Source organism: Spirochaetota bacterium, assembly GCA_026414805.1.
GTDB lineage: Bacteria > Spirochaetota > UBA4802 > UBA4802 > UB4802 > UBA4802.
On the sequence record JAOAIH010000022.1, the window covers coordinates 1 to 11,740 of the forward strand.

The 11,740-nt window shown below is 36.4% G+C and carries 13 protein-coding genes; 10 read left to right on the plus strand and 3 right to left on the minus strand.

Annotation, left to right across the window (positions count from 1 at the left end; translation table 11 throughout):
- A partial coding sequence (locus N3F66_06200) for a transposase (GenBank protein MCX8123739.1) occupies window positions 1–353 on the minus strand: 353 nt, incomplete at its 3' end.
- Window positions 354–519: 166 nt separating this feature from the next.
- Between N3F66_06200 and N3F66_06205 the strand changes: the two genes are divergently transcribed.
- Window positions 520–2,013: an insulinase family protein gene (locus N3F66_06205; GenBank protein ID MCX8123740.1), complete on the plus strand. Its 1,494-nt coding sequence runs from the start codon at window positions 520–522 to the stop codon at window positions 2,011–2,013.
- A gap of 116 nt (window positions 2,014–2,129) precedes the next feature.
- A complete protein-coding gene (locus N3F66_06210; GenBank protein MCX8123741.1) occupies window positions 2,130–3,509 on the plus strand; it encodes an insulinase family protein in 1,380 nt (459 codons plus the stop codon).
- On the opposite strand, the gene N3F66_06215 is transcribed toward N3F66_06210, so the two are convergent.
- Together N3F66_06215 and N3F66_06220 are read right to left on the minus strand one after the other, a co-directional pair.
- Window positions 3,495–4,322: a hypothetical protein gene (locus tag N3F66_06215; protein MCX8123742.1), complete on the minus strand. Its 828-nt coding sequence runs from the start codon at window positions 4,320–4,322 to the stop codon at window positions 3,495–3,497. The two genes, N3F66_06210 and N3F66_06215, sit on opposite strands and share 15 nt — an antisense overlap.
- Before the next feature lie 6 nt (window positions 4,323–4,328).
- Window positions 4,329–4,706, minus strand: coding sequence for a PilZ domain-containing protein (locus tag N3F66_06220; GenBank protein MCX8123743.1), 378 nt, complete (start codon window positions 4,704–4,706; stop codon window positions 4,329–4,331).
- Between the two features lie 195 nt (window positions 4,707–4,901).
- Here N3F66_06220 and N3F66_06225 point away from each other — a divergent pair, with 195 nt between their 5' ends.
- The 8 genes from N3F66_06225 to N3F66_06260 all read left to right on the plus strand — a co-directional run bounded on the left by N3F66_06225 (window position 4,902) and on the right by N3F66_06260 (window position 11,738).
- The gene (locus N3F66_06225) at window positions 4,902–6,527 is read left to right on the plus strand and encodes a CTP synthase (protein MCX8123744.1); all 1,626 of its coding nucleotides are present in this window, start codon (window positions 4,902–4,904) and stop codon (window positions 6,525–6,527) included.
- Window positions 6,528–6,635: 108 nt separating this feature from the next.
- Window positions 6,636–8,066 (plus strand): RNA polymerase factor sigma-54, encoded by a 1,431-nt coding sequence (rpoN, locus tag N3F66_06230; GenBank protein MCX8123745.1) that lies wholly within the window; start codon window positions 6,636–6,638, stop codon window positions 8,064–8,066.
- Window positions 8,035–8,844: a ribosome-associated translation inhibitor RaiA gene (gene raiA / locus N3F66_06235; protein ID MCX8123746.1), complete on the plus strand. Its 810-nt coding sequence runs from the start codon at window positions 8,035–8,037 to the stop codon at window positions 8,842–8,844. Before rpoN ends, raiA begins: the two co-directional genes overlap by 32 nt.
- 7 nt (window positions 8,845–8,851) lie before the next feature.
- Window positions 8,852–9,802: an HPr(Ser) kinase/phosphatase gene (gene hprK / locus N3F66_06240; protein MCX8123747.1), complete on the plus strand. Its 951-nt coding sequence runs from the start codon at window positions 8,852–8,854 to the stop codon at window positions 9,800–9,802.
- The gene (locus N3F66_06245) at window positions 9,799–10,074 is read left to right on the plus strand and encodes an HPr family phosphocarrier protein (GenBank protein MCX8123748.1); all 276 of its coding nucleotides are present in this window, start codon (window positions 9,799–9,801) and stop codon (window positions 10,072–10,074) included. The genes hprK and N3F66_06245 overlap by 4 nt, the downstream gene beginning before the upstream one ends.
- On the plus strand, window positions 10,071–10,652 hold the full coding sequence (locus N3F66_06250) for a hypothetical protein (protein ID MCX8123749.1): 582 nt from the start codon (window positions 10,071–10,073) through the stop codon (window positions 10,650–10,652). Before N3F66_06245 ends, N3F66_06250 begins: the two co-directional genes overlap by 4 nt.
- Complete coding sequence (locus tag N3F66_06255) at window positions 10,630–11,184, plus strand: hypothetical protein (protein MCX8123750.1); 555 nt, start codon at window positions 10,630–10,632, stop codon at window positions 11,182–11,184. Before N3F66_06250 ends, N3F66_06255 begins: the two co-directional genes overlap by 23 nt.
- Window positions 11,181–11,738, plus strand: coding sequence for a hypothetical protein (locus N3F66_06260; protein ID MCX8123751.1), 558 nt, complete (start codon window positions 11,181–11,183; stop codon window positions 11,736–11,738). The genes N3F66_06255 and N3F66_06260 overlap by 4 nt, the downstream gene beginning before the upstream one ends.
- The last annotated feature ends 2 nt before the right edge of the window (window positions 11,739–11,740 follow it).

An 11,740-nucleotide genomic window follows, 5' to 3' on the forward strand; every position in this document is an offset into this window, starting at 1 on the left:
GTGGAGACACCATGCACCGTAGTTACGCCATGCACCGTCGTAGTATTGACACCATGCATGGCGTCACGACGACAATTTTGGTTTATAAGAAAAATCATATGTATATGATCGGGCATAATTACAAATTCGTCCAGAACAATGCCCATATTTGGTCGTAATTGTGGCGTTTTTAACCATTCCTGTTTTGCTATATCACCAATTTTGGAATGATGAATAATGCCATTAATTATTTCCCCAAAATATGGCACTCTGTCTTTGGTACATATGGTAATAAAATATGCACCATCTTGTGAATAATCATATCCCTGTAATCGTGATGATTCAATCCTAAAACGATTATTAAATAATGTCATGGTGTAACCTTTATTTATAATGGTAAAATTGCTTATTCTCTATTTATATAAACGCTTTGATGTTTAAAAATTTGAAAAATTATATGGAATTTTTTAAAGGTCTTTGAAAAATTATTAACCTTTACTATAATTGAGATACTTACTAATATAAGGAGAATTTCATCCTATGATAAAAAAACAATGGATAATAAGTTTGGCATTTCTTCTCATCATTACACTCTTTACCATGAGCTATCGCCCAATTTATGCAAATCCTTTGCTTGGAATTGGAAATGTTGAACAATACACATTGCCTAATGGCATAACGTGTTTACTGGTAAACCGCGGGTATGCGCCAACGCTGGCATTGCTCATTTCTTTTAAAGTGGGTTCAGTTGATGAAAATTATCAGACAGCAGGTGCAGCGCACCTGCTGGAACACATGATGTTTAAGGGCACAAAAACTATTGGTACTACAAACTTTGAAGAAGAAAATAAATTGTTACAGCAGATAGAAGCAATTGGCGAAACCATTGATAGGATTTCATTAACAAACCCTGATAATGTGCAGTTGCCCGTGTTGAAAGAGCGCCTAAAGATACTACAGGAAAAGGCAAATGCATATGTGGTAAACTCAGCCTACGATGCCATCTACACGCAGGCTGGTGGCATTAACTTCAATGCTGGCACTTCGCGTGATATGACGCAGTACTACATAGAGCTTCCCAATGAAGCGTTGGAACTGTGGGCAAAGCTGGAATCAGAGCGCATTAAAGAGCCGGTATTCAGACAGTTTTACACTGAACGCAACACAGTGTATGAGGAACGCCTCATGCGCTATGAGTCGGATCCGCAAAATAAATTGTTTGAAGATTTTTTAGGTCTTGCATTTTTGGCTCATCCCTACCGACATCCTACTATTGGTTACAAATCAAACATTCCGTTTTTATCGTTAAGTTTGGTGCGTAAATTTTATTTTGAACACTACACTCCGCAAAAGATGACCATCACTGTTGTGGGAAAACAGGATACAGCACATACGCTGAAAATATTACATCAATATTTTGGCACTATTCCACAATCGCCCTCACAGGATTTTGTTGCAATAAACGAAGATACTAAAAACAGCCGAAGGCTGGTAATGTACGCTGATGCAACACCATATCTTTTGATTGGATGGCATAAACCTACCATGCCTCATTTTGATGATTATGTGTTTGATATTGTGGCTGAGATTTTAGCAGGAGGGAAGAGTTCAAAGCTTTATAAAAAGCTAGTAATAGAAAAAAAGATTGCATCACAGGTTAATGCGTATAATGGGTATCCGGGAGCTCGATACAATAATCTTTTTATTCTTGAGTGTACTCCAAAGGACAGTTCATTAATTGAAGATGTGGAATCAATGCTATATAAAGAACTATATGAACTTGCACAGAACTGCACTCAAGATGACATTACTGCCGCAGTGCGCCGGCTTGAATCTGCGCTCATTTTTGACATTGATACCAATATTGGCATAGCACGGCTGCTCAGCTACTATCAAACAATTACCAACAACTGGCGGTATATACTTACCTACAGCGATATGCTTGGTAAAGTGACATGCAATGATATACAGCGTGTCATTAGTACCTATTGCAAAAAAGAATGGGCAACTGTAGCAGTGTTGAAAAAGATGTAACCAATAGGTTTATAGAGAAATGTTAACAAAAGCGGTTGCACATTGATTTGCACCGCTTTTGGATGCAAGCCAGGATCTAAAATGGCAAATTAAAACTTTTATTGCGAGGATATGCAATGAGGAAGAAAATCTTTGTAATTATACTTTTTGGTATAGTATCCCTTCCATTCCTTGTATCAGGCAAAAGCCCTATTACATTGCCACACATTGAAACAATCAAAAGCAATGGAGTGAATGTTTATTACACACAAGATACTTTGCCCCAGTGCACAGTGTATATTTCCATTGGTGCAGGCACTTTGTATGAAAATGCACACAATGCTGGCATTAGCCAGATGGCAGCGCTGGTGCTATCGCTTGGCGGTAGCAAAAATTACCCAAGTATCAATGAGTACATAGATGCAGTTGGCGGCCGCTATTCCGTGAGTGCCTCTTTTGAAACTGTTACTATCACTATGCGTGTACATCAGGATGAAGCAGTAAAAGCCTTTGCTATCTTAGCTGATATTATTGCCAATCCGCTTTTTGATGAAAAGCTTGTGGCTACTGCGCGTTTTATGTGCAAGCAGCAGATACAGCAAAAGCAGGATGATCCAATGACTATTGCAATGGAAAAAGCACGGCAATGTGTGTTTGGCGATAGTGGCTATGGAGCGGTCATGACCCCAGAATCAGTGGATGCTGTTACCGTTGCAGGGTTACAACAGTTTTGGAAGCACTATGTTGTGAAAGATAATGTCCGCATTGGAATTGTAACCTCATTGAACAAAGAAATAATACTAGATCACATCACTCAATTAACTGATGCCATTGCTCACGGTTATGCTGTTGATTACCCAGTAGATTTGGAAAAGGCAATAAGAAATGTTAGCAATAAAGAATTATACTTTATTGAAAAGGATATTCCACAATCAACAATCGTTATGGCAACTGTTGCCCCTCCAATTAAAAGCGCGAATCGTTATGCGCTTGAGGTTGGAAATTACATACTGGGTGGTGGTTCATTTAATTCATGGCTCATGAATGAAATACGGGTAAAGAGGGGGTATGCGTATTCTACTGGATCGGTGCTTCGATTGCGTAAAAATACTGGTCTTTTTTTAGCTTATTCCCAGACACAGGCTGCCACAACATTATCCACTATTGAAATAATGAAAAAGGTTATAGCTCAGTATGCTCAAACAGGACCATCAGAAGAACAAGTGCGGTGGGCAAAGGATGCACTTGTGAAAAGTTACATATTTGAGTTCAACTCACTGCGCGATATTATACAATTTTATATGTGGCTGGATTATAATACTCTGCCAGTATCATATATACATGAATATACAGATGGAATAAATTCTGTGACAAAAGATACTATTACTCAATGCTTTAACGATATTGCAAGTAAATATATTATTGTGGTTGTGGGGAATAAAGAAGTGAAGCAACTACTGGATAGTAATGCAATACCTTACAAAGTCAATTGTACAAATACTTTACCCAACAAATGATTTGCTGGTACTTATCATATCTTCAAGCAGAGCACAGTCGGAAAGGATTTTGTTTGCCTCGGCAATTGTATTATCAATAGAGATGAGTGCATCGGAATATGTTTGTTTTTGGAATGGTGTCATATTTCGTTTTTCTTCAATATGTTGCTGTTCAAGTAAGAACCTAATGTCTGATAATATTTTGATTATAGTTTTATATGCGTTCCTTACCTGATACCATAACTCGTAGTACTTTACATATCGTAATTTTGCTGTTTCAGAAGGTATTTCATCAAGTATCTTTCGGTGTTTTGTGTCTAACTTTGACTGATAGTATATTATTGAACGAGGATAATTGTTAAATTCGGTATACAGTTCATTGATTTTTTCAAGTGCCTGTATTCCATCCATATCAAGATTTCGAAAATAGTCATTCATTGTATTCCATGACATTTTGTCGGTATCCGAAATTATATTGGAATTTGCTATACTCATGATAATTCCATTGAGCCTATCCTTGTGAGTTTTGACAATTTCAACTATATGGTTTATGCACATCTCAGGATCAAATTCCAGAACCTCGCCCAAATAGTCGTCATGGTTATGGTTTTCTACTTTTTCAGCTTTGCGCTGCAACTTTTGTGAAAAGTATGAGGCATGTTTGCGGGGTGTGCGCATGATTTTAACTATCTCTATTTTTCTTTGTGCTTTGTTATAGCGTAACCCATACATATTGCCGTATTTATCAATGTACCTGTTGGCTAAATCTAAAGTGCTGATTTTAGATGTATCAATCTGTGAAACATCGTCTATACGTATAAAGCGTGTTTTCATCAGCGGTTATACCTGCGCTATTATTTCTTCTGGTAAAAGTTCATTAAAGCGTATAGCAACGTAACTATCGCCCTTAACTTTTTTTGTTGCGTACCGTTGTGCCACCTCAGATGGATTGTCATGTATCATTCCGGTGCGGACAATTAAGCCAGTTAATTCCAGTTTGGTTTTATTGATTTTGCAATACAGTTTCATTGGCATCTGAACACTGACGCGACAATTGCATACCATAAACAAACCGGAAGAACTGATGTTGAGAATATATCCTTTGGATTTTATTGCTGGCTTTTGGTTTGTACTAACTTTTTCTGGATCACCTTCAAAATATTCAAATCGAGTTTTAATGTTGCATTCTTTACGTTGATGTTGACGTTTTTCGGTCATAGTAGTTTCCTGTGTAATAAAATTTATATTTTTTCTTTACAGAACATTAAATAGTACGTATAGTATCTTACATGTTTTGTCAAGAATATTGTTTTTGCTTTTAAAATTTGCGAAGTCACTTACAAATTCTTGACAGCTGTGTATCAGTACTGTTTATGGCAACGTAGGTATTTTTGGTATTTTTGAGAGGATGTAATGAAAGACAAAAAGACTAAATTTATTTTTGTAACTGGCGGTGTGTGTTCTTCTCTTGGAAAAGGGATATCAACAGCTTCATTGGGGTTGTTACTTGAAGGGCATGGGTATAAGCTTTCAATAATAAAGATGGACCCGTATATAAATATTGACCCTGGTACCATGAGTCCATTCCAGCATGGTGAAGTATATGTTACGGAAGATGGTGCCGAAACCGACCTTGACTTAGGCTACTATGAGCGTTTAACCAATGCAAAACTTACCCGCAAAAACTCAGTATCTACAGGTCAAATTTACTATGAGGTGATAATGCGTGAGCGCCGTGGCGATTATTTAGGCAGGACTGTACAGGTGATACCGCATATTACCAATGAAATCAAAAAGCGAATATATGATGTTGCAAATGAAGATGATCTTGACTTCCTGCTTGTTGAGATTGGGGGGACAGTTGGTGATATTGAATCAATTCCGTTTTTGGAGGCAATCAGGCAGATACGACAGGAGCTGGGGAAAACAAGAGTTCTTAATGTTCACTTAACACTGGTGCCCACAATCACAGTAGCAGGTGAACAAAAAACAAAGCCCACACAGCATTCAGTAAAAGAGTTAATGGAACTGGGGATATTGCCTGATATCCTGCTGTGCCGTTCTTCGCGGCCACTTAGTGATGAGTTAAAGAGCAAGATAGCGTTATTCTGTAATGTTTCGGAAAAAAATGTTATTTCAGCAGTTGATATAAGCCGTTCTATTTATGAAATTCCGTACATGCTGCATGAAAACAAATACGATGAGGTAGTTCTTGAGCATTTTGGCCTTCCTGTAAAACCGTTACATCTTCCTGAATGGGACAAATTTATCAAATCGTTAATGAACCCAAAGAAAAAGGTTACGATAGCTGTTGTTGGGAAGTATATTTCATTGCAGGATTCATACCGATCAATTTACGAAGCACTAATTCATGGTGCTGTTGCCAATGATGCAGAACTTGAAATAATACGGGTTGAGTCCGAAGAAATTGAACGGAAATATGTGAATAAGCTGGATGATTTATTTAAAGGAGTTAATGGGATATTAATACCCGGTGGATTTGGCAATAGGGGAATTGAGGGTAAAATTGCCACAATAGAATATGCACGGGTAAACAAAATACCACTTTTTGGAATTTGCCTGGGACTACAATGTGCAGTAATAGAGTTTGCTAGGCATGTGTGTGGTATGGAAAACGCAAATTCCACTGAATTTGATCCCACCACACCGTATCCTGTGATATCGCTTTTGGAAGAGCAGGAACTCATCGATAAGATGGGTGGTACCATGCGGCTTGGTGCATATTTATGTGTATTTAAAGATGGTACAAAAATTAAATCAATCTACAATGCTGATTCAGCAATGGAACGCCACAGGCATAGGTTTGAATTTACCCTTAAATATAAGAAAATATTTGAGGATAATGGCATGATTTTGTCAGGCTTTCATCCTGAAAATTATCTGGTGGAAACAATTGAATACAAGGAACACCCATGGTTTATCTGTACACAATTTCATCCTGAATTTAAATCAAAGCCTGTTAAGCCACATCCATTATTTAAGGATTTTATTCGTGCTTCATTGGAAAATATACGATGATTATATAATTTAATTGGACAATTGATTTGTAATTTTTGTATATTAGATGTAATAGTAGAGATGGGAAGTGTAATTTTTTAATTGAGGAAAAGTGTTGTGGGGGAATGAATGGCTTTCTTAAAGCTTGATGTGGTACAAACCCAGCGTTTACGCCTTACCCAGAGTCTGCGACAATCACTGGACCTGTTACAAATACCAACACTTGAATTAGAGGATATTATCTTACAGGAACTGGAAGAAAATCCTGTCCTTGAATGTGATGATAGCCTTGATGAAGGCTTTGAATCATTGGATGCTGCCACCAAAACAGAAATAGAAGGAATTTCCACCAAAGAAGAGTATACTGTAGAATATGAAAGCGAAGATACTGGTTCTATTGAATATGAAAAAAAGAATGTTATGGAGATTGTGTCTCAGGCTGAAACACTGCAGGAGCATTTGTTGACACAGGCACGAATGCTAGAGCTATCGCCTGATGAAATGATGATGCTTGAAGAAATCATTACCAGTCTTGATGATAATGGATTTTTATCAAGTACTATAGAAAATTTGCAAAAAGAATTAGGTGCCGATAGCTCAAAGATACAAAAACTGCTGCATATTATTCAAACCCTGGATCCTGTTGGATGTGGTGCAACAAATGTTACAGATTCATTACGTATTCAGGCACACTATTTTTATCCTGATGACATACTGTTGCAGCACATAATAAAGGATTATCTGCCATACATTCAGCGGTATGAATACGATAAAGTGGCAAAACAACTAAATATCAGTAAGGAAGAAGTAAAAGAAAAAGCCATACTCCTTACTACTTTAACACCTTACCCTGGAGCTCATTTTTTTACCCGTAAACCAATTTATGTTCGCCCGGATATTGAAGTGCAACTTATTGATGGGGAGGTTGTTATTAATTTGGTGGATGACTGGATGCCAAAGCTATATATAAATGCTCGTTATATTGAGATGCTGAAGCAAAAAAAAGTTGATGAAAAAACAAGGGAATTTATACATGATAAAGTGAACGCAGCAAAAAACTTGATAAACAATATCAGCAGGCGGAATGAAACACTTCTTCTTGTTGCCTATGCAATAATGAATAGGCAAAAAGATTTTTTACAAAAAGGACCCGGTTTTTTAAAGCCTTTAATTTACGCAGATCTTGAATCTGAACTGGGATTCCATGAATCAACTATTGCTCGGGCGGTGGCTAATAAATATGCACAAACAAAATGGGGCGTGTTTGAGTTTAAATATTTCTTTGTGAAAAAAATTCAGTCTGTACACAATGATGATACATCATCCGACATGATCATGAAACGCATTAAGGAGCTTGTGCAGAATGAATCCAAACAAAATCCTTTAAGTGATGAGGAAATACTTGACATACTGAAGGCAGAAGGTATTCGTATTGCGCGCAGGACAATTGCAAAATACAGGGATTTGTTATCTATCCCTGCGTCACATATACGTAAAAAATCATACTTAATTAAACATGAGGGTAACCATGAATCTAATAATTACAGGCAGAAATTTTGAAGTAAGCGATAGCATTCGCGACTATGCTACAAAGAAGTTATCAAAACTGAGTAAGTATTTCCATCAGCTGATTGATATGCATGTGTGGTTACTTATTGAGCGCCAGGACCACATTGCCGAAATTACCGTTAATGGCGATGGTGTTCAGTTTTATGCAAAGGAAAAAGCAGGCGATATGTATTCAGCCATAGACCTTTTGCTGGATAAGATAGAGCAGCAGATAGTGCGATATAAGGAACGGCATTCGGGCCATAAGGTTACTCCGTTAAGTGAGCTTGAAGATATAGCTACTTTTACAGTAAAAGGTGAACAAAGCTCTATTACAGTACGGCAGGTTAGCAATAAGCCTGTAGATGAAAAGGAAGCATATTTGCAGATGAAATTGGATAATGCTGATTTTACTTTATTCAAGAAAGATGAAAAGAAAGTAAAAGATACAATTGACTATATGAATAAAAATTATGCAGTTATCTATAAAGATGGGGATGGCTATTCAATGGTTGAAATTCCCTTTGAAATGATTCAATCCAATTCGTTTGATACATCAAAATTTAATGAATATACACTTGAAATAAAAAATGATTCATCAGTAAATCCTGATATAAAATTGAAAAAGAAAAAATCATGTGGTGTAAAGATGATGACAATCAACGATGCAGTGGCTGAAATAGCTAAAAATAATGCATCTTTTGTGGTATTTTTTAATACCGAAACAAATTATCTTAATATAATTTATAAGCGCGGCAAGAATTTAGAACTACTAGTGCCGGCATTTTAATGTTACAATGAAAAAACAATTACGCATCCGTGATATTTTAGAAAACACACAAAAGATTGACCTGCAGCTTATATTGATAGCCGGCAGGGAAGGACTTGATAAAGCTATCACCGCAATTGAAATCAACCGCCCGGGCCTTACTCTGGCGGGTTTTTTTGATTATTTTGCCTATGACCGCATCCAGATTTTTGGCCTTGGTGAGACAGCTTACATTAAACAATTATCCCGGGAAAGGCGTGAAGAAATATATAGTAAATTTTTTTCCTACGGGATAGTATGCTGTGTGTATACTCATAATGAATATCCGGATGAAGTGTTCATTGAATATGCCCAAAGATATAAAGTGCCCACCTTTGTTACTCAGCATCCCACAACCCGCTTTATAAGTTTGTTAACACATATAGTTGAAGCTGCCTTTGCCGAATCGGTAACTATCCATGGTACACTTGTTGATGTATTTGGCATAGGAATATTGCTTATTGGAAAAAGTGGAGTTGGCAAAAGTGAAGCAGCTTTGGAGTTAATAGAACGCGGGCACCGGTTAGTTGCTGATGATATGGTTGAGATAAAGAAAATTGATGAATCATTGCTTATGGGAAGTGGTTCAGAACTTATACGCCATCATATGGAAATACGGGGTATTGGAATATTAAATGTCCGTGATATATTTGGTATTAGATCGGTACGAAACAGAAAGCGCATTGAGCTTGTAGCAGAATTACAGGAGTGGGATCCTACTACACATTATGACAGATTAGGGATAGAGGAACAAGTATATACTATACTTGATATTGAAGTTCCATATATTGTTGTTCCTGTAAGGCCTGGAAGAAATATCCCGATAATTATAGAAACCGCTGCACTCAATCAACGGTTGAAAAAGATGGGTATTTTTTCAGCACAGGAGCTTGATAGGAAGATACAGGAGTGGATTGCAAGGGAGAATAATAGTAAATGAAAGAAAAGAAGGTAAAGGTAAAAAGTGATGCAGGTGTCCATGCTCGTCCAGCATCTATACTGGTACGAGAGGCAATGAAATTTCCATGTGATATCTATATCATAAAAGGCAATATGGAAGCAAACGGCAAGTCGATTATGTCAGTGTTGGGGCTTGCTATTACAAAAGGTAGTTTGCTCATAATTAGGGCTAATGGAGAAAAGGAGGAAGAAGCAGTGGACAGATTGTCAGCTTTGATTGAAAATGATTTTGCGGAGTTAGCTTCAAAATGAGGAAATGTAATGTATATTTTGTAGTATGGCTATTGATAGTAACCATACTGGTATTGCAATACCCTTTATTTGGGCAAACAAAGAAAAAAGAATTCAATATTCAGGAACTATCGCTTACTGATGAAGAAATTAAAGTATTGTTTGAAAAAAAGAAAGATCCACTTTTTGCTGGAATTCTATCTTTCTATATGCCTGGTCTTGGTCAGTTCTACAGTGATGAAAAGTTAAAAGGTGCCATTTTTTTGGTAACTGAGTACACAATAGTAATTGGATCTTTATTTTATTTTCTTGATTTCAATTTTAAGGCAGGAAGCGATTCAGGTTTTAATCTTACAATAGATGCAAAACGTACTGATTTGGGGGTAATCAGTACTAAACGCAAATATTTGTTTTATAGTACACTTGCAATGCTTTCTGTAATACATGTTTATAATATTATTGATGCAGTTCAAAGCGCTGGATCTTTTAATACATCACTGCAGCAAAAGCGACATGAATTAATCAAGAAGTATCCTCAATTAAATTTTGGCTATAATGCGGATGGAGGTATATATTTTGGGTTATCGTCTCGTTATTAAAATAAGTATAGTTGCTATTATTGTAATATTTGGTTATCAGTTAGTTTTTGCCCAGAATAAACAGATGCAGCAAAATACTATGTCCTCTGTACCGGCTGTCCCTATTGTTTTTGAAGAGCCCGAACGAAAAGACCCTTTTATAGCTGGTGTATTATCCTGGTCATGGAGTGGCCTTGGGCAATTTTATACACAAAATTACAAAAAGGGTTCAGCGTTTTTGCTGGCTGATCTGGCTGAAAAAGGCTTACTTGTTTACATGTTATTTTATATATCGGACAAATATTCCTCAAGCGATCAGGATGTAAATTGGTCAGATATTAGTAAGAGAGACCAAACTATTGTTGTGGGACTACTTTTTTCAATATTTTTTACAAGGGTACTTTCAGTAGTAGATGCTGTTAATTCTGCTCATGAATATAACCGTTTGATTTATTATCCATATTGGAAAAGCAAACAGGGTTTTAAAACATCGTTTGAACCTGAAAATAAATCACTACAATTTAGCATATCATATCCAGTGAATTTTAAATGAGAAAATTAGCTATAACTGTATTGTTACTATTGTATGCAAATGTAATTTTTGCTCAGGATATAGTTTTTGGAAATGTTAATTTTAACTCAAATAATCTTAATGTATATTTTTCCATTACGGATGTAAAAACAAATGACATTATTGAGGCTTTAAAGCGTGGCCTTGAAGGTCAGGTTGAATACACCATCCAAGTTGTTGAAGATCCATTGTTGCCATTGATGCCAAAAGACGTTGTTAAAACAATTACAATAAAAAAAAGAGTAAAATTTGATTTTTTTAATAAATCCTACATAGTTTCACAGGCTAAGGTTCCAACCATTATTTATAGTGATGAATCGCTTATTGATGAGCTTTTTTTAAACAGGTTGATAGTTGTTGAGGATGGCTATAGATTCAGGAAATCAAATTACGTAATTAGATTAAGAGTTACTTTTACTTCAGTAAAATTGTATTTTCCCCTCAATATTATTTTTAATTATATTGTTGGTATTTGGGATTTTGATACAGGCTGGCAGTATGGCCCTAAATTAATAGGAATACCGTACTCTGAATAACC

Excerpts from the sequence above, each read along its gene's own strand:
- N3F66_06225 (MCX8123744.1), top strand. The coding sequence starts at position 4,902 with ATGAAAGACAAAAAGACTAAATTTATTTTTGTAACTGGCGGTGTGTGT.
- rpoN (MCX8123745.1), top strand. The coding sequence starts at position 6,636 with ATGGCTTTCTTAAAGCTTGATGTGGTACAAACCCAGCGTTTACGCCTT.
- N3F66_06205 (MCX8123740.1), top strand. The coding sequence starts at position 520 with ATGATAAAAAAACAATGGATAATAAGTTTGGCATTTCTTCTCATCATT.
- N3F66_06260 (MCX8123751.1), top strand. The coding sequence starts at position 11,181 with ATGAGAAAATTAGCTATAACTGTATTGTTACTATTGTATGCAAATGTA.
- N3F66_06220 (MCX8123743.1), bottom strand. The coding sequence starts at position 4,706 with ATGACCGAAAAACGTCAACATCAACGTAAAGAATGCAACATTAAAACT.
- N3F66_06210 (MCX8123741.1), top strand. The coding sequence starts at position 2,130 with ATGAGGAAGAAAATCTTTGTAATTATACTTTTTGGTATAGTATCCCTT.
- raiA (MCX8123746.1), top strand. The coding sequence starts at position 8,035 with ATGAATCTAATAATTACAGGCAGAAATTTTGAAGTAAGCGATAGCATT.
- N3F66_06245 (MCX8123748.1), top strand. The coding sequence starts at position 9,799 with ATGAAAGAAAAGAAGGTAAAGGTAAAAAGTGATGCAGGTGTCCATGCT.
- hprK (MCX8123747.1), top strand. The coding sequence starts at position 8,852 with ATGAAAAAACAATTACGCATCCGTGATATTTTAGAAAACACACAAAAG.
- N3F66_06250 (MCX8123749.1), top strand. The coding sequence starts at position 10,071 with ATGAGGAAATGTAATGTATATTTTGTAGTATGGCTATTGATAGTAACC.
- N3F66_06215 (MCX8123742.1), bottom strand. The coding sequence starts at position 4,322 with ATGAAAACACGCTTTATACGTATAGACGATGTTTCACAGATTGATACA.